Here is a 21,211-nt window from a genome sequence, read left to right as displayed (position 1 = left end):
TCGTCGCCCGCTTCAAAGTCCTGCGCACCGGCCTCGATGGCGGCCAGTTCGGGGTCAGCATCGGGGGTGGCTGGCTCGGCTTCGATCATGCCGACATGGTTGAAGTCCCAGGCCACCGAGCCCGAGGTGCCCAGCTGACCCTTGCGGAACAGCACGCGCATCTCGGGGGCCGTGCGGTTCACGTTGTCGGTCAGGCATTCAACCATCACGGCCACCTGATGGGGGGCAAAACCTTCGTAGATCACGCGTTCGTAGTTCACCGCGTCCGCGCCGGTGCCCGAGCCCTTCTTGATGGCACGCTCCAGCGTGTCCTTGGGCATGGAGGCCTTGCGAGCCTGCTCCACCACCAGGCGCAGGCGGGCATTGCTGGCCGGGTCGGCACCGCCGCGTGCAGCCACGGTGATTTCCTTGACCAGCTTGCCAAACAGCTTGCCCTTGGCGTCGGCCACCTGTGCCTTGCCTTTTGCTTTCCACTGCGCGCCCATGATGGATCTCTTTTCCTTGATGTGAATGCGGCGCGCTGGGGCGCCGTGTGTGGGAGTTGCTGCAGCCATGCAGGAGCCGCCGGGAGGAAATACGCCTCCCGAACAGCCCCCAGAGGATGGGAGTGCAACTTCAGACCGAACCCTATAGGGTACCACTGACCACCAAGGACACTATCGTTGCCCTTCCGCCACGCTCTTTATCAGCCGCACGCAGCGGTGCAGTTAACCTCGGCGACATGCGCACAGCTCCTTCCTTTGACCCCTGCCCGGTGCACTGATGCTCAACACCCTTTGGCTGGGCTTTTTCCTCACGGCGGCCATCGCGGCCCTGGCCCAATGGCTGGTGGGGGGCAACGCCCAGATTTTTGCAGCCATGGTCGAAGCGCTGTTTGCCATGGCCAAACTGTCGGTTGAGGTGATGGTGCTGTTGTTTGGCACCCTCACGCTGTGGCTGGGCTTTTTGCGGATTGCCGAGAGGGCGGGCCTGGTCGATGCCCTGGCCCGGTGGCTGGCCCCGCTGTTCCTGCGCCTGATGCCGGGTGTGCCCCGGGGCCACCCTGCCCTGGGCCTGATGACGCTGAACTTTGCCGCCAACGCCCTCGGGCTSGACAACGCGGCCACGCCCATSGGCCTSAAGGCCATGAAGGCGCTGCAGGAGCTGAACCCCGAGCCCGATACCGCCACCAACGCGCAGATCCTGTTCCTGGTGCTCAACGCCTCGTCGCTCACGCTGCTGCCSGTGACCATCTTCATGTACCGCATGCAGCAGGGCGCGCCCGACCCGACGCTGGTCTTCCTGCCCATCCTGCTGGCCACGTCTGCCTCCACCCTGGTGGGGCTGCTGAGCGTGGCCGTGGTGCAGCGCCTGCCACTGTGGAGCCCCGTGGTGCTGGCCTACCTGCTGCCCGTGGCGCTGGTGCTGGGCGGGTTCATGGCGCTGCTGACCACGCTGAGTGCCGCCGCACTGGCATCCCTGTCGTCGCTGCTGGGCAACCTCACGCTGTTTGCGCTGGTCGTGCTGTTTGTGGCGCTGGGCGCGTGGCGCAAGGTGCCGGTGTACGAGGCATTCATCGAGGGGGCGCGCGAGGGCTTTGACGTGGCCAAGGGCCTGCTGCCCTATCTGGTGGCCATGCTGTGCGCCGTGGGCGTGTTCCGGGCCTCGGGCGCGCTGGGCTATGTGCTGGATGGCATCCGCTGGTGCGTGACCACGCTGGGCGCCGACGCCCGGTTTGTGGACGCGCTGCCCACCGCCCTGGTCAAGCCGTTCTCAGGCAGCGCGGCGCGCGCCATGCTCATCGAGACCATGCAGACCCAGGGCGTAGACAGCTTCGCCGCCCTGGCCGCCGCCACCATCCAGGGCAGCACCGAAACCACGTTCTACGTGCTGGCCGTGTACTTTGGGGCCGTGGGCATTCAGCGCGCCCGGCACGCCGTGGGCTGCGCCTTGCTGGCCGAGCTGGCGGGCGTGGTGGCSGCSATTGYGGTGTGCTACCGGTTTTTTGGATAGTTTTTGCTGGTAGCGCTAGAGCAATATGCCCTGGCAGCTATCAATTAAGTAGCAATCAGGGTATCAACCGCCAGCGGGCCCTGGCGCAGCCACCAGTTCCCACTCAGCCAGCTGCTCGTTGGTGGCAATCAGCCGCCCGACCAGCAGCTTGATGAAGGCCTTGTCAAAGCGCGACTGCAAATCCTCCGACGCCTCGCGCAGCGCAGGGTTGCGCACCTTGAGCACCAGCACCTCGGTCTCGGCCACGGCGGTGGCGGTGCGGATGCGGTTGTCGGGGCGCAGGTAGGCCATCTCGCCCAAGGTCACGCCGGGGCCCAGGGTGCTGAGGTTCCAGCCCTGGCGGCTGACGGCCACCTGGCCTTCGATGAGGATGCAGAACGAGTCGCCGGGCGTGTTCTCGCGCATCAGCACCGTGCCCCGCTCCAGCCGGCGCCAGCTGCCCAGGCGCATCAGCTCCCACAGCGCCACGTCGTGAAAGTCGGCAAAAAACGGCAGCGCCCGCAGGCGCGCAAAGCGCTCAGCCTCGGTGTCCTGCGACTTCTGGCGGGGCAGGCCCCGGTGCGCGGCCAGCAGCGCCTGGGCAAAGTCGGCCCAGGTGGCAAAGCGGTCGGCGGGCTGCTTGGCCAGCGCACGCAGCAGCACCTCGTCCACATGCGCTGGCAGGGACGCCCGCAGCAGGCTGGGCCGGGTGGGCGTCTCGTTGCTGATCTTGTAGAGCGTGGCGAAGTCGGTGTCGCCATCAAACGGGCGGCGGCCGGTGAGCAGCTCGTACACCACCACGGCCAGCGAAAACATGTCGCTGTGGTGGGTGAGGTCCTGCTCGCGCACCTGTTCGGGCGACATGTACGAGGGCGACCCCACCAGCCCGGACAGCTGCGTGGCATCGCTGCGCAGCGACAGGGCGGCGCCAAAGTCGGTCAGCTTCACATCGCCGCCGCGCGCCAGCATCAGGTTGGCGGGCTTGATGTCGCGGTGCACCAGGCCCTCGCGGTAGGCGTATTCGAGCGCGTTGCAGCACTTGAAGGCAATGTCCAGCACCTGGGGCACGGGCAGCAAGGTGTCGGGCGTTGCAAAGTCGGACAGCGGCTGGCCATCCACGTATTCGAGCACCAGATAGGGCGGCAGCGCTTCTTCGTCCGCATCCAGCAGGCGCACGATGTTGGGGTGGCGCAGGCGACCCGACAGCGCGGCCTCGTTGCGCAGCAGCTTGCGGTAGCGCTCGGCCTGCTCGGGCACCTTCAGCAGGTGCGCGTGGGTCTGCTTGATGGCTACCTTGCGGCCCCGGAAGCCGTCGAGCCCCAGGTACACGATGCCACTGGCGCCCCGCCCCAGTTCACGCTCGATGCGGTACTTGCCGATGTTGGCGGGCGGTGCAGAGGTGGCAGTGGCCATGGCGGGGCTCCCGGTCAGGGTGGGCAGTTCAGGTGGGGTCAGGCTCCGGCCAGCGCCTGCTCAAAGTCGGCCAGCAGGTCTTCCGCCTCTTCCAGGCCCACCGACAGGCGGATCATGCTGTCGGCAATGCCCATGGTGGCGCGCACGGCGGGGCCGGCCTCCCAGAAGATGGTGTGCGCCACCGGGATGATCAGCGTGCGCGTGTCAGCCAGCCCCGTGGCCTTGATGGGCAACTGCAGGCGGTTGCACACGGCCAGGCACTGGTCGGGGTTGCGCAGCTCGAACGACAGCAGCCACGAGCCCGCCTTGAGGTGCTTGCGCGCAAAGGCGTGCTGCGGGTGCGAGGGCAGCATGGGGTACAGCACGCGCGAGACGGCCGGGTGCGCCTCCAGCCGCTGCGCCAGCGCCAGGGCGGTGGCACTGGTGCGGTCCATGCGCAGCGACAAAGTCTCCGCGCCCAGGGCCAGCTGGTGGGCGGCGTGGGACGACAGCGTGCCGCCCATGTCGCGCAGGCCCTTTTTGCGCAGCTGCTGCAGGCCCCAGCCCTTCGCGTCGCCCTTGCGGTAGGCCGCAAAGATGTTGGGATAGCCCGACCAGTCGTACAGGCCCGTGTCGGTGATGGCGCCGCCCAGCGCGTCGCCCTGCCCGCCAATGCTCTTGGTGAGCGAGTTGACCACCAGGCCCGCGCCCACCGTGGCCGCGCGGAACAGGTAGGGCGAGGCCACGGTGTTGTCCACCACGTACAGCACGCCGCGCTGCTGGCACAGCGCGCCAATACCTTCCAGGTCGGGGATCTGCGTGCCGGGGTTGGCAATGGTTTCGACAAACACCATGCGGGTGTTGGGGCGCAGCGCGGCAGCCACATTGGCCGCGTCGGTCACGTCCACCGTGGTCACTTCAATGCCCAGGTCGGCCAGCGTGCCAAACACGCTGTTGGTGTTGCCAAACACAAACTGGCTGGCCACCAGATGGTCGCCCGCCTTGAGCAGGGTGAGGAACACCGCGCAGATGCCCGCCATGCCGGTGGAGAACACGATGGAGCCGTGCCCGCGCTCCATCTGCGTGATCTTGGCCTCCAGCGCCGCCGTGGTGGGGGTGCCCTGGCGCGCGTAGTTGAAGCCGCCCTTGGCCGTGCCCTGGAAGACGGCGATCAGATCCTCGACCTTCTCGTAGCCGTACTGCACCGAGGTGTGGATGGGCTTGTGGATGGCCCCGTGCTCGGCGCCGCCCAGGCGGTCGGCGTGCACGATCTGGGTGGTGAAACTGTGGTTCTGMGGTGTCGTCATAAAAATCTACGGCTGCTCTGTGTCAACTGGTCTACGTGCAAGGCAAAACGATAAATACCGGCGCGCCCTTGACGCCAGCGCACCCTTGGAACTGGCTCTGCCAGGCCACCGGTTGCGTTCCCCTCCGGGGGAAGGCGCGCAGCGCCTCAGGGGGGCTTCTCTCGATGGCTACCGTTCAGGTGCGATGTGTTCAGCGTAATCGTACAAGGCGCCCAGGATGTCCTGCGTCCGCTCGTCGTCGGCGGTCTCCGAGAGTTCGTCGATTTCGGTGAACAACTGCTCTACCGTGCGCGCCCCGCCCTGCCCGTCAAACAGGCAGGCGGCGCGGTGCGCCTCCCAGCGTTCCTGCTCCTCGGGCGACAGCGTCTGCGGAAAGTTGCGCGCCCGGTAGCGCCACAGCAGTTCGGCCAGGCGCGGGTCATCAAAGTTCGCACGCGCCTTGGCCAGTCGGTCGCCGCTCAGGGTGCGCAGGTCGTTCAACAGGCGCCGGTCGTTGTTGCCCACAAAACCGCCGTACAGGTCCTGGTCCACATCCGGTGCCGGCTCTTGCGGGCGGGCAAACACCGCCGGCCAGATGCCGCTCATGTCGGGCAGCGCGCGCGCCACCTCGGCGTGCTGTGCGGCCTGGGCCAGGTCGATGCCCCAGCGCTGCGCCAGCGCGGGCGTGAGCGTGTTCACATTGCCCACCACCATGGGCGACTTGTTCAGGTGGATGGTCTTGATGGGCAGGCGCGTGACGCCCTCGGGCAGCGCGTCGGCCTTGCTGAACATGCGCAGGCGGATGTCCTCCACATTCAGCGTGGCCAGCTCGCGTGGGTCGTGGGCCAGGTCCCAGGCGATCAGYTCGTTYTTGTTGGTSGGRTGGCTGGCCAGCGGCCACATCACAGCCAGGCAGCCGCGCTCGGTGGGGAACATGCCCGACACATGCAAAAACGCCCGCGCCGTGGCCGTGGTGGCGGGCAGCCGCAGTTCGGCGGCCACGCGGTCCTTCTTGTGCAGGCTGARGGCRAAGTCGAASAGCTTGGTGTTGTGCTGGCGGATCAGCCGTGCCAGCGCAATGGTGGCGCGCACGTCCGACAGTGCATCGTGCGCGGCATCATGCTGCAGGCCGTTGGCCTTGGACAGGTGCTCCAGCTTGAAGCTGGGCGTCACGCCGTCTTCCTTCTTGGGCCAGGTGATGCCATCGGGCCGCAGCGCATAGGTCATGCGCACCACGTCCAGCAGGTCCCAGCGGCCGCACTGGTTTTGCCACTCGCGCGCATAAGGGTCGATGAGGTTGCGCCAGAACATGAAGCGCGTGATCTCATCGTCAAACCGGATGGTGTTGTAGCCCACGCCAATCGTGCCGGGCTGCGCAAACTCGGACTCGATGCGCGCGGCAAACTGGTGCTCGGGCACGCCCTGCTCCAGGCACTGCTGGGGCGTGATGCCGGTGATGAGGCACGACACCGGGTCGGGCAGATAGTCGTTGGCGGGCTGGCAATACAGCATCAGCGGCTCGCCGATTTCATTCAGCTCGGCATCGGTGCGGATGGCCGCGAACTGCGCAGGCCGGTCGCGGCGCGTGTTGGCGCCAAAGGTTTCGTAGTCGTGCCAGAGAAAGGTGTGGGGCGCCATGGTCGGTAGGCTAACAGGGGGCTGCAGGCGGAGGCTCGCGCACGGCGGGCGGGGCGCAAGGCGATCAAGGTGCCACTGTAACCGCATTTTTCAGTGTTTTTGGCCGCAAGCGCTAGTGGAACATGTGCAAGCAGCTATCAAAAACATAGTAAGCATATTCACCATACGGACTGATGCACATTCGCACCCCGTACGCAGGCTGGCACGCGGGACAATGGCGCATGCCCAGTTTCATTGCTTCCCCTTGCTCCCTGGGGCGCGCCCCCGCCGTGCCCGTCGCCGCTTCCCACGCCCCCACAGGCGTTGCCGGAGTGGCCCTGGCAGCTGCCCTCGCCCTCGCCCTCGCGGGCTGCGCGTCAGCCCCCAGCCCCACCCCCACACCCGCAGCAAAACCTGTGGCTGCGGCCACACCGCCCACAGCGTCGCCCACCACAGCCGCCACACCGCAGCAGGCCAGTCCCGATGCCGACCACACGGCCGGCTTTGCCCAATGGCTGAGCAGCTTTTCGGCCCAGGCGCTGGAGGCGGGCATTCGCCCCGCCACTGTGCGCGACGTGCTGGGCAAGGCGCAGTGGCTGCCCCGCGTGGTCGAGCTGGACCGCGCCCAGCCAGAGTTCACCCGCACCCCATGGGCGTACCTCGACAGCGCCGTCTCCCCCCAGCGCATCGCCCAGGGCCAAGCGCAATTGGCGGCGCACAGCACCGCCCTGCAGGCGGCCGCCGCCCGCTACGGCGTGCCGGCCAGCGTCATCACCGCCATCTGGGGCATGGAGAGCAACTACGGCAGCAACTTTGGCACCTTCCGCACGGTGGATGCACTGGCCACACTGGCGTACGAAGGCCGCCGCCGCGCCTGGGCGCAGACCGAGCTGCTGGCATCGCTGCRCATCATCGACCAGGGCGACATCGCCGCCGACCGCATGATCGGATCATGGGCCGGGGCCATGGGGCACACCCAGTTCCTGCCCTCGGTGTTCCTGGCCTACGCTGTGGATGCCGACGGCGACGGGCACCGCGACATCTGGGGCAGCGTGCCGGATGTGACGGCTTCCACCGCACATTTCCTTGCCCGGTCGGGTTGGAAATCTGGCGAGCCTTGGGGGGCCGAAGTGCAGTTGCCCCCCACGTTCGACCACGCCCGCGCCGACCCCRCCGTGCGCCAGACAATGGCCCAGTGGGAGTCCGAAGGGCTGCGGTCCATCGACGGGGCGCCGCTGCCCGATATGGCCGGGGCCTCCATCGTTACCCCTGCGGGTGCACGGGGCCCGGCGTTTCTGGTGGGCAACAACTTTCGCACCATCCTGCGCTACAACAACTCGGTCAACTACGCGCTGGGCGTGGCGCTGCTGGCGCGGCAAATCGACGGCGGGGGGCCGGTGGCCGCCCCATGGCCCCGCGACATCGAGCCGCTGTCGCGCGCACAACTGCAAGCCCTACAAGAAGCCCTGAACCGCAAAGGCTTTGCCGCAGGAACCCCCGACGGCGTGATGGGCCCCGCCACCCGCGCAGGCCTGCGCGGCTACCAGCGCAGCCTGGGCGTGGTGGCTGACGGGTATCCGACGCTGGAACTGCTGCAAAAGCTGCAGGCGCCCTGAAGGCCGCACGGCACCTGCAGGTCGCCCGTGTTTTTCAGGGCTTCAATAAGTCCACCAGAAAGCCCTGCACCGGCTGCCGCGCCGCCCGCAGATTCAGCAGCGTGTGGGGCGCGCCGGGGATCAACACCACGCTGGCCTGCGGATGGTCTTTGAAGGCCCGGGCGCAATGACCGCTGGCCGAGGCGTTGCCCAGCCAGGTGTTGGTGGGTGAGAAGAAGGGGTCGGTCGAGCTGATGATGTTCAGCACCTGCTGCCCCGGCACCACGGCCGTGTCAGGCCGCTCCACAAAGTAGTTGCCCTCGCAACTCCACGAAAAGATGATGCGGCCCGCAAATTCGGCACCCCCGTAGCGGGCCACAGCCGTCGCGCCCTCGCTGGTGCCTGCCAGCACCAGGCGCTGCATGTCCGCCCAGGGCTGGGACTGCAAGGCCTGCAGTGCCAGGGTGATCTCCGACCGGCGCAGCGCGTGGATTTTTTCGTACACCTCCTTGCTGGCAGGCGACTTGTAGGTCACGCGGTCGGGCAGCGCAAAGGAGTCGGGCGCCACGCTGGCAATGCCCAGGCTGCCCAGCCATTGCTGCCATTCGCCAATGGCCTTGAGCCCCAGGCCCGACGAGCCATGCAGGAACACCACCACCGGCACCTTGTTGCGCACCGTGGCGGGCGCATCCTTGAACGCCCCCACATAGGCGGCGCCTCCGGTGGCCTGGGCGGGCAACACCAGCTGCGCCCCTGCCATCACGCCTTTGGCAGACGCCTCGGTATGGGCCGTCGCGGTGCCCTTGACCTCCCCTGCCGGTATTTGAGCTTGGGCCGCATGGAGGCCCAGAGACAACAGGATGGCCAGAGACAGGGTCGAGAATTTTTTCATGGTGCAACTCCTTTGGGGTTGCACTGTAGAAAGCGGCACAATTCCTGTCCAATGCATCAATTAGTGCAATTCATAGCCAATCATTATGAATCTCACCCAACGCCAGCTGCGCATGTTTGTGACCACCGCCGCCGTGGGCAACATCTCGCGCGCCAGCGAGGCCCTGCACATCAGCCAGCCCGCGCTCACCCGAGCGCTGCAAGAGTTTGAGAGCCAGCTGGGGGTCGCGCTCTTCCTGCGCACCACCCGCCAACTGGCCTTGACGCCAGAGGGTGAGCGATTCCTGCCCGTCGCCCAACGGTTGCTGCACGACCTGACGGAGGCCGCCGCCCTGATCCAGGGTGAAGCCACGGGCCAAAGCGGCTCGGTCAGCCTGGCAGTGGGCGAGGCCTTTGGTTGCACCGTGCTGCCCGACACCCTCCAGTCCTTCGTAAAAACACACCCTGGCGTGCGGGTGCGCGTGGTCAACGACAACAGCCAGGGCATCACCCGCCGCGTGGCACAAGGCGAAGTGGACTTCGGCATTGGCTCCCCCGTAGGCCGCACCGAGGCCCTGCGCTGCACCAAGCTGCTGAGTGCGCCTTTAGKCCTGCTGTTCAACCCCCAGCTGCACCAGCTCAAGGCCTGGGTCCGTACCGAAACACTGGGCGACCTGCCTCTGCTGAAGGAAGGCAGCGACACCAGCATCGTCAGCGTGCTGCGCGCGCAAGGCTCTGACCTGGTGGCACACATGGACCATGGGGTGGAAGTCTCCAGCCTCGCCCTGCAATTGGCCATGGCACGGGCTGGCGTGGGCATTGCGGTGATGTCCGCACTGGGCGCATCGCACAGGGATGCTGCCGATTTGCGCTTTTCGCCCCTGCGCCCTACCGTGCAGCGCGAGGTGTTTGTGATGCAGCAGAGGGACCGAGCGCTGTCAGTGCCCGCACGGGCGTTGATAGAGGCGGTGGTTGCGGGAGCCAAAGGGGCACCGCTGCATCGACTGGTGAAGCTGGAGTCATGAAGGGATGACCCGATGTCTGCACGTGGCGATGACCGAGAAAAGTGCATTGGTTCGTGACCCCGGACGCTGGCGCAGGTGCAGGCGCCGCAGCACAACGCCCGCCTAGGAAAAGAACCGCTTCAACGCATCTTCCAATGCAGGCACATCCGCACCGACATGCGAAGTGTTGTACTCGGCCTTGAGCGATACCAGGCCCGGTAGGTTCTGAGAGGCGATCTGATTGAAAACAGGGATACCGATCAGTGGGTGGTTGCCGCCACTCGCACCCGCAAGGAACAAGGTCGCTGGCACAGCCTTTCCATCAATCTGCTTTTCAAACGCTAAGACCCCCGCCGGGCTGGTGTGCTCCCCCACGCTGCACTCTGTCGACAGGTAGTATGAAAAACTGGGGGGCACACCTGCACGCGCCTCCAGTATCAACGCGGCCAGAACGAAGTACCCACCATGGGACAAGCCCGACAACGCCCTTCGTTTGCGATCAATCCGGTACTGGCTCTCAATGGTTGGCGCCAGTTCTTTCACCAGAAAGTCGAGGTACTTCGTTGCGCCGGGCATGAGAAAGTCAGTGCCCCTCCAGGCCGTTCCCCCAATGCCAACCAAAACAGCCTGGGTACCCCGGCGCTGCATGACCTCTTTGAACGTGTCAAAGCGCGAGCGATTGGCGCCCCCGTACGGAGCGTCCCCTTCGGTCGCGTAGATCACAGGCAAAACGGTCGTGCTGTTGGCGTACGACTCTGGCAAGAAAACCTGAATGGCGTACGTGTTGCCATTGGCAACCGACTTGATGGTGGAGTTGATCACCTGGCCTGATGCGGCGGGCCCTGCACCGTCGCCGGCCCCTCCGCCTCCGCAGGCGGTCAGGACGGCGGACGCCGCGCAAATGAGCGCACTTCTGCGCGCGTGCTGAAACTTCGTGCCCATGTGTGGTTCCTCCTGGTGCGCCATGGTGGCGGGTGAATGCGACACACCCTGGCCATCTTAGGGGCCCCGCGCGGCACACGGCTGCGTGGGCGACAGACAAATTCCTTAAGACCAAGTTAAACCAGCCGCTTCATGCTGCCAAGAACGAGGGCCCGGGAACAGAAGACGCTCGATTCCGGCTCGCGGAGCACACCTGAAGGGTCGGTCCGAATGCCGGACAGAAACCGAAAAATGATCTTGCCTCTCACTGTTAAATGATTAATATAATAAATTTGATTAAATCGACAGGCTACAACCTTAGCGGCAGGTGAAAACAGGCCGTTGAAGGTCAGGCCCAACGCCCCGCCGTCACTAACTGGGTTAGAGAGGATTCAAGGAATCCTGTCGAGACAAGACCATCCAGAAAGATGCCGACATGAAAAATCTGAAAATCTCGACCCGCCTGTACGGTGCATTTGCCACCCTGATATTGCTGCTGATGGGGCTTGCAGGGCTGGCTGCCCTCCAGCTCTCCACCATGCGGTCAGCCACCGTGGAAATTGCGGACAACTGGCTCCCCAGTGTGCGGGCAGCCAATGAGATGGACTCGCAGCTGTTGGTGGCACGCATGACCGTATTGGGTCATGTCATGAATACCGACGCGGCGGCGATGGAGGCGATTGACAAGAAGGTAGTGACCGACCGGCAGAAACTGGATCAGTCATTGAAGGCCTACGAGAAGCTCATCAGCGGGGACAACGAGCGCAAGGCATATGACCAGCTCGTGCAGCAATGGAAGCGGTACCGTGAGGTGGATGACCGCGTGCTTGCACTCTCGCGCAAGAACGAAAACGATCAGGCACGGAGTCTCGTGGAGGGTGAGTCCAAGAAGCTGTTTGATCTGACCATGGAGACGCTGGACCAGCTGGTAAAGATCAATAGCGACGGCTCGGAGGCATCCCGGGCAGAGTCGGAGGCAACCTATGCCAATGCACGCGCAACGCTGCTGCTGATCTCGACCCTTGCGATAGTGCTGGCCGTGGTGACAGCCCTCTTGCTGGTGCGCTCCATCACGCGCCCGTTGGCCCAAGCTGTGCAACTGGCAGAGCATGTGGCTGGTGGTGACCTGAGCACCACCATCCAGGTCACTAGTACGGATGAAACGGGACAGCTCATGGCAGCGCTGGAGCGCATGCAGCAAAGCCTGGTGAACACCGTGAGCATGGTTCGGCAAAACTCTGAGAACGTGTCTACGGCCTCCTCAGAAATTGCCCAGGGCAACCACGATCTGAGCGCCCGCACGGAGCAACAGGCCAGCGCGCTGGAAGAGACTGCGGCGTCCATGGAAGAGCTGAACTCCACCGTCCGGCAAAACGCAGACAACGCACGCCAGGCCAACCAGCTGGCAATGAGCGCCTCTACGGTCGCAATACAAGGGGGYGAGGTGGTCGGTCAGGTCGTCGAAACCATGAAGGGCATCAACTACAGCAGCAAGAGAATTGCGGACATCATCAGCGTCATCGATGGCATTGCGTTCCAGACCAACATCCTGGCACTGAACGCAGCGGTGGAAGCTGCACGGGCCGGCGAGCAAGGCCGCGGTTTTGCCGTGGTGGCCACCGAGGTGCGCAACTTGGCACAGCGCAGCGCAGATGCGGCCAAAGAGATCAAAACGCTGATCGATGACAGCGTTTCGAGAGTGAGTCAGGGCACAACCCTGGTGGACCAAGCAGGCACGACGATGACGGAAGTGGTTGGCGCCATCAAGCGGGTGACGGACCTCATGGGTGAGATCAGCGCTGCCAGCCAAGAGCAAAGCCAGGGCGTGGCGCAGGTGGGCGAAGCTGTGACCCAAATGGACCAGGTCACCCAACAGAATGCCGCGTTGGTGGAAGAGATGGCAGCCGCTGCCAGCAGCTTGAACAATCAGGCTGCAGAACTTGTCAGTGCGGTCGCGTTCTTCAAATTGCCTGGTGGTCGGGGAGCTTTGGCACGCATGCCTGGGCTATCGTTCGCTGCGCCTCGCCTTCAATAGGATTGCAACCTGCGAAATACGACCATCGTCGGGTGGGCTTGGCACGCCAAGGCCGCTACTATCGGCCGTCGGCTTTGCCCTTTGCCGACACCCTCACTCTTGGCCCGCCTCGTGCGGGCTTTCTTTTGGAGCCCCGTCTTCAACGGCTGCATACAGCAGCCAAGCGCTCTATCTAGAGTGCCAGGCGTTGGAGGGACTGGCGGCGCGCAAGCCCCATGGGCCGCTGTTTAGCCTGACTGCCATCCCCACTACGAGCCTCGGAAACTCTCCTTCAATGGAAATCCCGGCTCCCCTGCAGCGCCTGCCCCATGCGGCCCAGTAGGGGTGTCAGGTCCTTGAAGCGCTGGGCCACCAGGTGGCGCACCACCGCCGTGCTGCCGGGTGGGCCGGCGCTGCATTGCCACACCCCTTCCACCGCCAGCAGCTGTGACCGCAGCAGCGCATTGCGCCACACATCGACCAGGGCGGGCCAGACGATGACGTTGACGGGGCCGGTTTCGTCCTCCAGCGTGACGAACATGGTGCCCTTGGCGGTGCCAGGGCGCTGGCGCACGGTGACGATGCCGCAGGCGCGCACCTTGCGGCCGTGGGCGGCGCTGTGCAGTTGCAGGGCGGTTTGCAGGCGCCAGCGGGCCAGGCGGGGGCGCAACAGGGCCAAGGGGTGGCGACGTAGCGTGAGGCCAGTGGCGGCGTAGTCGAACAGGATTTCTTCGCCCTCGGGCGCCTCGGGCAGTTGCAGCGGGGCCTCGTGCACAGGCACGTCGCGCCACAGGGGCGGCGCGCTGTGCTGGGCGGCGGCGTCCCACATCTGCTGGCGCCGGTGGCCCGACAGGCTGGCCAGGGCATCGGCGGCTGCCAGGGCTTGCAGGTCTTGCTGGCTCAGTTGGGCACGCAGGGCCAGGTCTTCGGTGGTGGCAAAGGCGGGGCCTGTGGCGCGTGCTTGCAGCAGGCGTTTGGCGGCGTCTGTGTGCAGGCTGCTGACCATCCGAAGGCCCAGGCGCACGGCGGGCTGGGGCAGCGGCGGTGCGCCCAGGCCGCGTGCGGGGCGCAGCGGCTCGGGGTTGCCCTCCAGCGTGCAGTCGATGTCGCTCACGGTCACGTCGATGGGCAGCACGCGCACGCCGTGGCGGCGGGCGTCCTGCACGAGTTGCGAGGCGCTGTAAAAGCCCATGGGCAACGAGTTGAGCAGCGCCGCCAAAAAGCATGCGGGCTCGTGGCACTTGAGCCAGCTGCTGGCATAGGCCAGCAGCGCAAAGCTGTGGGCGTGGCTTTCAGGAAAGCCGTATTCGCCAAAGCCCAGCATCTGCTGGAAGATGCGGTCGGCAAATTCGGCGGGATAGCCCCGGTCTTTCATGCCTTGTTTGAGAGGCTCTTCAAAGCGATGCACGCCCCCCTTGCGCTTCCAGGCGGCCATGGAGCGGCGCAGGTCGTCGGCCATGCCGGGGGTGAAGCCCGCCGCGATCATGGCGATCTGCATCACCTGCTCCTGGAAGATGGGCACGCCCAGCGTGCGCGCCAGGGCGTCCTCCAGCTCCGGCTTTTCCAGTTGCAGAGGCTCGCCCTTGCGCCGGCGCTCGCGCGCCTGCAGATACGGGTGCACCATGCCCCCCTGGATGGGGCCGGGGCGCACGATGGCGACCTCGACCACCAGGTCGTAAAACTCACGCGGCTGCAGGCGGGGCAGCATGCTCATCTGGGCGCGGCTTTCGATCTGGAACACGCCCACGGTGTCGGCGGCGCAGATCATGTCGTAGGTGGCGGGGTCTTCGCGCGGGATTTCCTTGAGGCCCCAGTGCTCGCCGCGCAGGGCTGCGCGCAGGTTCAGGCAGCGGCGCAGCGCGCTGAGCATGCCCAGGGCCAGCACATCGACCTTGAGCAGCTTCATCTCATCCAGGTCGTCCTTGTCCCACTGGATGACGGAGCGGTCCTTCATGCTGGCGGGCTCCACCGGCACCAGCCGCGTGAGCTTGCCCTCGGTCAGCACAAAGCCGCCCACATGCTGGCTCAGGTGGCGCGGAAAGTCCTTCAGGTCGGCAGCCAGCTCCAGCCACAGCCGGGCGGTGTGCCGGTGCAGCGACACGCCCACCGCCTGGGCCAGCTCCTGCAGGCGGTCGGTGGCAAAGGTTTCGTCAAACCAGTGGTGGTCTTTGGCAAACGCATCGACCAGGGCGGGCGCCACGCCCAGGGCCTTGCCCACGTCGCGCARGGCRCTGCGSGYGCGGTAGCAGRTGACSACGGCSGCGATGGCGGCGCGSTCGCGGCCGTAYTTSTYGTAGATGTACTGGATGACCTCTTCGCGCCGGTCGTGYTCGAAGTCCACGTCGATGTCGGGCGGCTCGCTGCGCTCCTTGCTGATGAAGCGCTCGAACAGCAGGTGGGACTGCTCGGGGGCCACCGCCGTGATGCCCAGCACGTAGCAGACCACCGAGTTCGCCGCCGAGCCCCGGCCCTGGCACAGGATGCCCACGCTGCGCGCAAACCGCACGATGTCGTGCACGGTCAGGAAATACATCTCATACCCGCAGTGCGCGATCAGATCGAGCTCTTTGCGGATCTGCGCCTGCACGCCCTCGGGCGCGCCCAGCGGGTAATGGCTTCGCACGCCCAGCTCTACCAGCCAAGCAAGCGCCTGGGCAGGTGTCATGCCATCGGGCACGGTCTCCAGCGGGTAGCGGTACTGGATCTCACTCAGGCTGAAAGTGCAGCGCCCGGCCACGACAAGTGTGGCCGCCAGCAACTCGGGCGGGTAGATGCCTGCCAGCCGCACGCGCTGGCGCAGGTGGCGCTCGGCGTTGGGCTGCAGCGCAAAGCCGCACTCGGCCACGGTGCAGCCGCGCTTCACGGCGGTGATCACATCCTGCAACGGCTTGCGCGAGCGGGCGTGCATGTGCACGTCGCCCGCCGCCACCAGCGGCAGCTGCAGTGCAGCGCCCATGCGCTGCAGCGTGGCCAGCCACAGGCTGTCGTCGGCGGCCTGGTGCAATTCGACCGCCAGCCACACATGCGGAGCCTTTTGAGAGCCTAACTGGCCGGTAGCGCTAGTGATACATGCGCTGATCGCTACAAAATCAGAAGCATCAAAGCGCTGACGGCATGGTGCCAGCAGCAGCTCGCACCCCTGCAGCAAGTGCCAGGGGCTGTCCGCACCCACGCGGTATTGCCCCTTGGGCGCAGCGGCTCGGGCGGCGGTGATGAACTCGCACAGGTTGCCCCAGCCCTCGGCATCGCGCGCCAGCGCCACCAGCCGCAGGTCACCCCACAAAAACTCGCTGCCCACGATGAGGTGCAGGCCACACGCCTTGGCCGCCCCCCAGGCGCGCACCACGCCGGCCACGGAGCATTCGTCCGTCAGCGCCAGCGCCTGGTAGCCGAGTTGGGCAGCACGCGTGACCAGCTCTTGCGGGTGCGATGCGCCGCGCTGAAAGCTGAAGTTGGACAGGCAATGCAGCTCGGCATAGCCCGGCAGCTCGCCCGCGCCCGCTGCGGGGCCTGGCACCGCAGTGGCCTGTGAAGGATGTCGGCGCGTCAAACCCATGGACAACCACCCTGCCCGCTCACCCAAAGATTCCGTGCAAGAACCAGCGGTGTGGGCGAGCCACCGCTGGCGTGCCATCCAGCGCAGGCGCCAGGCGCTCGCGAAACACCCACACCAGTCCCGCCACGTCGTTGTGGGCCACAAAGTAGTCGCGCAGGGCCAGGCTTGCGCTGGGGTGTGCTGGGTCCACCGCATCGTCGGTGGCAGACCACCAGCCCGCCTCCAACCGGTGGGGCCCGGCCAGCAAGCGCAACAGGCCGTGGTGGCAGGGGCGGTTGCCCTGCACGGCCAGCTGCCGGGGCGGGTTCAGCAGCCAGGTGGGCAGCAAGGGGGCATCCGGGACGATGCCCTGCGAAGCACCGTCCGCACGCGCGGACACAGGACTAGAGGGTGTTCGCGTGGCTGCATTGCGCGTCGCAGCCGAGGGCATGCCCAGCACTTCAGCGGCCGGTCGCCATTGCTGCATGCGTTCGGGCCGATGGTCGGCCAGCAGCACCGGGGCCACCACGTGGTCGGCCCCCAGGCGGGCCGACAGGCGCTCCAGCAGTTGGTGCAGGGCCTCGCCGGGGGTACCGGCCGGGTCGGTGCTGCCATGGCTTGTGGGGTCACGCCCGCCCACCTCCCCCGGGGGCAGCAGGCTGGCACTGCGGTGCGGCAACGGGGCCGCGTCGAGCAGCCGCAGCGTGATCTGGTTGACCGGCGCGGCCAGCGTGGTGCGCGCCAGGTTTTCGGCCAGCAGGCGCCGCAGGTGCACCAGGTCGTGGGTGGCCTGGGCGGTGCGCACCTGAAGCGCCTGGGTGGGGGGAAGCGCCACACCATCGATGCGCCGCAGGTCGTGGCGCCAGGCCAGCTCCAGCGCCAGCACGCCCTGCTGGCGCGCCTGCAGCCAGGCCTGGAGGACCGTGAGGCTGCGGCTGGCGCTCCACAGCAGTGCGTCAGCCGACGCGGCCAAGGCGGGCAGCTCGGTGGTCAACACAAACTGCTCGGGCAGTTGCAGCCAGGCATGGGCCTCGGGGGCATCGCCCAGGGCCTGGTCCAGCACTTGCAGCACGCCCGCCCCCAGGCGCCGCGCCACGCCCGCGCGCGGCAGCGCCCGCAGCGCCCCCCAGGTGCGGCACCCCATGCGCTCCAGGCTGGCCACATGGGGGCGCAGCGCCGTCAGCGTGTGCAAAGGCAGGTTCTCTGCACTGCCCTGCGGCGGGCAGGGGCGCCCTGCCAATGCCATGCGCAGCCTGGCCTGAGCGACCAGAGCGGTGGGGCCTGTGCCCCACACAGTCGGTGCATGGGGCACCGGGGCTGTGGTCGATCCAAAGGAATGGGCAGGTTCTTCAGTGCTGCGGACGGGTGGAGGGGCAACGCCCTCCCCTTCGCATCGGGCCGACGCATCGGCCCAGGCTTGCAGCACCAGTGACTGCAGCGCATCGCGCCCGCCCCACAGGCGTTCGGTGGTGGACACCTCCAGCAACACCGCCTCGCCATCGGCCAGCGCCACACGCGGCGTGAAACGCAAGGCCCACCAGCCGGCGGCGGCGTTCAGCACTCCGGTATTTCTATCCGTGCCTGTACCCGCCAAGGCGGCGGCCTCATCGCACCAGGGCAATGGCAGGGCGATCCAGTGCATGCCTGCTCCCTTCTGGCCGGCCTCCGGGTCGGCCTCCTGGCTCGCCTACGGGGTGGACTGGAGGCTGGACCTGGGACACATGGCACGCTAGCGAACCCGCCAAGGCCCCGGCCACATGGGCGGCTGCGGCCTGGCGCCCCGCCACCTGGGCAATGGCGGCCTCTTGCGCAGCGCGGCGCCGCTCGGCCTGTGCCACCAGCACCTGCGCCAGCTGAGGGTGGCAGCCCGGCAGTTGGAGCGCCTGCGCCAGCGGAGGCCCCCGGCGCTTGAGGATCTGCACCTGCATGCCGGGGGCTGCTGCGGCATCCCCTGGCAAAGCCAGCCCCTGCACCTGCAGCCGCAATTGGGCCGGCGACGCCTGAGACACCCGCGATGCAGGCCCTGGGGCATCGACCGGACGAAACACCCACAACAATTGCTGCTGCTGGGCCGCCGCCAGTTGCAACCGCCGCAAGGCGGCAGGCTGCGCCTGGGGCAGCCAGGCCATGACGGCCAGCACGCCCTGGCAGCGCAGCGCCTGCTCGGCCGCCCACAAGGCGACCATGGGCGAGTCGGCATGCACCACACACACCCGCTCTGCCCGCAACCCCTGCGACTGCAGGGCCGGGCCAAAAGGCTCGCGCGGCGGCGCCACCAGCACCACCGCCCCGCTCTGCCGGGCCGTGGCCTGCACCAGTGCGGGCAGCACCAGTTGCCATTCATGCAAACCTGCCAGGGGCTGCAGCACTTCGCTCAGGGCCCCCACAGGCCAGCCGCCGCCCGGCAGYTSSGCRTCCAGCGCRGCATGGCCCGAAGGCAATACGCGCTGCGCGCTGGCCCCCAGCGCGTCGGCATGCCACACCCCAGGCACGGGGATGGGCAAATCGGACGCAACCCGCAAAGAGGGGCGTGGCGCAGGCATGGTGGTGGGAGAAGTTGAGGCAACACGAATACTGTAAATATAACCAGTATTTTGCCGAATGGGTGAACCTGGCAGCGAAGACCCACCAAGGACGTCGGTATGAGGAGGCCGACGCAGGCAAGGGCTTGCTCACACTATTTTTGCCAGTGCGAAGGCCTCCCTGCCACGCCAATCCAGGTGCGCGACGACGCCAAGGCCGGGGCCCTGGCGAGGTCAATCCGAAAGTCTGCTTACAGCGTACGCATCGCCCAGTCGCACCAGTCCGCCACTGCCGCATCGGCAGGCGTGGCGCGGTCCGAGAGCTGAGGCCAGCGGCGGTGGCTGGCGTTCAGGATGCTTTGCAGCTGCCACAAGGCTTCGCGCCCCACCAGGGCGACCTCGGCCATGCCAATGGCGTCGCCTTGCAGCTGCGCCAGCAATTCCCCCTGGTGCCGGGGGTGTGAGCCCGCTTCGATCAGGGCTTTTTGCAACGCCATGAGGCGGGAATCGGTAAACGCAAAGGCAGTGCCCGCAGGAGACTTGGCCGCCGTGTCTGGAGGCAAGGCCGCCTTGAGTTGGTCCCAATAGGCAAAGGCTTCGGCCAGCAATTCGATCTGGCGGGGCGCATCGTTACCCAGGGGCATCAAGGCCGATTCACGGGCCACTTCCTCCTGCAGCAGCGGCAGGATGAACGCCACCAGTGCCGAAGGAAACTTGCGGTGATTGAGCCGCAGCACCAGCGACAGCCGCTGCGCGGGCATGTCGTCGTATTTCTCGTAGAAGGCAGCCACCACTTCGGCCAGTAGCAGGATGCGGCCCATGGGCGTGATATCCGCCCCTGGCAAGGCGCGTGGATAGCCGCTGCCGTCCATGCGCTCATGGTGCTCCAGCACAGCGACCTCGGCAGCGCGTGGGTAGGCCTGCGTGTCGCGGATCATGAGCATGGCCGAGATGGGATGGGCCACCAGGTGCTTGCGCCCTACCCCCACCACCTTGTGGTCCGGGTCGTCCCAGGCCGGGTCCATGTGCAGCACACCCAGGTCATGCAGCAGCGCAGCGGCCGCCACCGTGCTGCAATCGCGTTCGCTCAGCCCGCTTTTGACCGCCAGAAATACCGCCACGGTGGTCATCACCAGACTGTGCTGGAACAGCGTGGGCCGTTGGTCACGCATCACGGTGAGCTTGCAGGCCATGGCAGAAGGCAACGGCAGGGACCGCAGGGGAGCCAGCAACCGGGCACCTGAGCCCAGCGCCTCAGCCAGCATGGCGGGCAGGGTTTCCTGCTCGATCAGCGTCTGGCCCAGGGCCAGCAGCGCAGGCACGTCCACCGGGTTTTCGATGGACAGATGGCGGTCAATGGGCTCGCGCAGCTTGTGCTGCACCAGGCGGTCGTACAGACGGCTGTCGATGCGCGCGCCCTTCTCCACCAGCTTGATGCCGTTGTCGGTGTAGATGGCAGCACCTGCGACCACCGTACGCCGGTCGGCCATGTCGGTCAGCGCACGCAAGTAATGGGGACTGTCAGCGTCCTCGGCATCCGCTGAAAGAAGAATATCGGTCATGCAAGCAACACAAATCGTTACTTCGCACTATAGGGGGTTCTCTTGCGGGGCACTGACTCGCGTGACGCGATACCGACATGCAATCTTGATGCACATCAAGCAGCAGGCGCTGCTACCCGTGCTCGTTTTTTGCCGCATGGCAGAGATCACACGTCCGGATTCCCATGACCAAGACCTGGGCCCGCCCGGGCTCGCCGGGGTGAAAAAGCCCCCTGTCACCCCAATGTCATTGTCCCAAATAGGCGTCAGGGTTTTCATTCAACAATGTCGCCGATAGCCTGCTTTTTGGTGATCCCGGACAGTCAGGCTTGGGTAAACCCTGAAAAGTTCCGCGTTGATTGTTCACAATACTGGAACAGTTAGTTCGCGACCCGGTGGTTTTTCTCTGCACCCCACCGGCGTACAGTTCATCCCATCGATGAGCCGAACCCGCAAGGCGACTCACCGAACCCGGTCCCAAGCAGCTTTCTTTGTTTTTGGCGCTTTGTTCCGGTTTTTTGAGCCGCTTCTTTAACTTCAAGGATTTCCATCATGAACAACACCGCACGTTTCCTGTCTATCGCCGCTGTCGCCGCTTTCGCTTCTTTTGGTGCCCAGGCTGACGAAGCCGATGCTTCGCAGTTCGCCACCAAGTTCGAAACCAACCGCACCCGCGCTGAAGTGGCTGCTGAAGCCGCTACCGTGGCCCAGACCCGCTCGATCGAGCCCGCTGGTTCGCGTGTGGTGACCTACAAGTCCACGGCCGACCGCGCTGCCGTGCGTGCCCAGGCTGCTGAAGCAGTGCGTACCGGCCAGATTTCTTCGGGTGAGCGCGGCTGATTCACCAGGGGTGGCTGAATCTGCCGCCCTGGTTGCGCCGTATCTCTCAGTACCCAAGTCCTCTTTTTAGAATTTTCCGGAGTTTCACCATGAACAAGTCTGT

15 protein-coding genes are annotated in these 21,211 nt (G+C 66.1%); 5 read left to right on the top strand and 10 right to left on the bottom strand.

Translation table 11 applies throughout. The features are described 5' to 3' along the window. Positions 1-485 (bottom strand): YebC/PmpR family DNA-binding transcriptional regulator (locus tag AC04MI_RS15665; protein ID WP_476498110.1); only part of this gene is annotated, 485 nt, incomplete at its 3' end. 277 nt (positions 486-762) lie between these two features. Between AC04MI_RS15665 and AC04MI_RS15660 the strand changes: the two genes are divergently transcribed. Next, positions 763-1,992, top strand: a complete 1,230-nt coding sequence (locus AC04MI_RS15660; RefSeq protein ID WP_476498109.1) for a nucleoside recognition domain-containing protein — start codon at positions 763-765, stop codon at positions 1,990-1,992. A 63-nt stretch (positions 1,993-2,055) separates the two neighbouring features. Here AC04MI_RS15660 and AC04MI_RS15655 read toward each other — a convergent pair whose 3' ends face one another. The 3 genes from AC04MI_RS15655 to sbcB form a co-directional block, all read right to left on the bottom strand. Continuing rightward, positions 2,056-3,384 carry a protein kinase domain-containing protein gene (locus tag AC04MI_RS15655; RefSeq protein WP_436077495.1) on the bottom strand — a complete coding sequence of 443 codons (1,329 nt, stop codon included), beginning with the start codon at positions 3,382-3,384 and terminating at the stop codon, positions 2,056-2,058. Positions 3,385-3,422: 38 nt separating this feature from the next. Then, positions 3,423-4,670, bottom strand: a complete 1,248-nt coding sequence (locus AC04MI_RS15650) for a cystathionine gamma-synthase family protein (RefSeq protein ID WP_436077496.1) — start codon at positions 4,668-4,670, stop codon at positions 3,423-3,425. A gap of 168 nt (positions 4,671-4,838) precedes the next feature. After that, positions 4,839-6,287 carry an exodeoxyribonuclease I gene (gene sbcB, locus AC04MI_RS15645; RefSeq protein ID WP_476498108.1) on the bottom strand — a complete coding sequence of 483 codons (1,449 nt, stop codon included), beginning with the start codon at positions 6,285-6,287 and terminating at the stop codon, positions 4,839-4,841. 221 nt (positions 6,288-6,508) lie between these two features. Here sbcB and AC04MI_RS15640 point away from each other — a divergent pair, with 221 nt between their 5' ends. Continuing rightward, entirely contained in the window at positions 6,509-7,882 is a 1,374-nt protein-coding gene (locus tag AC04MI_RS15640; protein WP_476498107.1) for a lytic murein transglycosylase, read from the top strand. 34 nt (positions 7,883-7,916) lie between these two features. Here the strand turns inward: AC04MI_RS15640 and AC04MI_RS15635 are convergent, their stop codons facing one another. Then, positions 7,917-8,753, bottom strand: a complete 837-nt coding sequence (locus AC04MI_RS15635; RefSeq protein ID WP_436077498.1) for a dienelactone hydrolase family protein — start codon at positions 8,751-8,753, stop codon at positions 7,917-7,919. Positions 8,754-8,838: 85 nt separating this feature from the next. Between AC04MI_RS15635 and AC04MI_RS15630 the strand changes: the two genes are divergently transcribed. Then, positions 8,839-9,756 carry a LysR family transcriptional regulator gene (locus AC04MI_RS15630; RefSeq protein WP_476498106.1) on the top strand — a complete coding sequence of 306 codons (918 nt, stop codon included), beginning with the start codon at positions 8,839-8,841 and terminating at the stop codon, positions 9,754-9,756. A gap of 102 nt (positions 9,757-9,858) precedes the next feature. On the opposite strand, the gene AC04MI_RS15625 is transcribed toward AC04MI_RS15630, so the two are convergent. After that, positions 9,859-10,677 carry an alpha/beta hydrolase-fold protein gene (locus AC04MI_RS15625; RefSeq protein WP_436077500.1) on the bottom strand — a complete coding sequence of 273 codons (819 nt, stop codon included), beginning with the start codon at positions 10,675-10,677 and terminating at the stop codon, positions 9,859-9,861. A 415-nt stretch (positions 10,678-11,092) separates the two neighbouring features. Between AC04MI_RS15625 and AC04MI_RS15620 the strand changes: the two genes are divergently transcribed. After that, a complete protein-coding gene (locus AC04MI_RS15620) occupies positions 11,093-12,691 on the top strand; it encodes a methyl-accepting chemotaxis protein (protein WP_436077501.1) in 1,599 nt (532 codons plus the stop codon). Positions 12,692-12,962: 271 nt separating this feature from the next. On the opposite strand, the gene AC04MI_RS15615 is transcribed toward AC04MI_RS15620, so the two are convergent. The 4 genes from AC04MI_RS15615 to AC04MI_RS15600 all read right to left on the bottom strand — a co-directional run bounded on the left by AC04MI_RS15615 (position 12,963) and on the right by AC04MI_RS15600 (position 20,289). Next, positions 12,963-16,226: an error-prone DNA polymerase gene (locus AC04MI_RS15615; RefSeq protein WP_476498105.1), complete on the bottom strand. Its 3,264-nt coding sequence runs from the start codon at positions 16,224-16,226 to the stop codon at positions 12,963-12,965. Between the two features lie 19 nt (positions 16,227-16,245). Beyond that, positions 16,246-17,847: a DNA polymerase Y subunit UmuC family protein gene (locus tag AC04MI_RS15610; RefSeq protein ID WP_476498104.1), complete on the bottom strand. Its 1,602-nt coding sequence runs from the start codon at positions 17,845-17,847 to the stop codon at positions 16,246-16,248. Next, the gene (gene imuA / locus AC04MI_RS15605) at positions 17,810-18,748 is read right to left on the bottom strand and encodes a translesion DNA synthesis-associated protein ImuA (RefSeq protein ID WP_476498103.1); all 939 of its coding nucleotides are present in this window, start codon (positions 18,746-18,748) and stop codon (positions 17,810-17,812) included. Before imuA ends, AC04MI_RS15610 begins: the two co-directional genes overlap by 38 nt. 230 nt (positions 18,749-18,978) lie before the next feature. Then, positions 18,979-20,289: an HD-GYP domain-containing protein gene (locus tag AC04MI_RS15600; RefSeq protein WP_476498102.1), complete on the bottom strand. Its 1,311-nt coding sequence runs from the start codon at positions 20,287-20,289 to the stop codon at positions 18,979-18,981. A 531-nt stretch (positions 20,290-20,820) separates the two neighbouring features. Between AC04MI_RS15600 and AC04MI_RS15595 the strand changes: the two genes are divergently transcribed. Next, a complete protein-coding gene (locus AC04MI_RS15595; RefSeq protein WP_056746105.1) occupies positions 20,821-21,108 on the top strand; it encodes a hypothetical protein in 288 nt (95 codons plus the stop codon). The last annotated feature ends 103 nt before the right edge of the window (positions 21,109-21,211 follow it).

Source organism: Acidovorax sp. LjRoot204 (assembly GCF_056175785.1).
The sequence above is the reverse complement of the archived record's forward strand: the minus strand, read 5'-3'. Positions and strand labels throughout refer to the sequence as shown.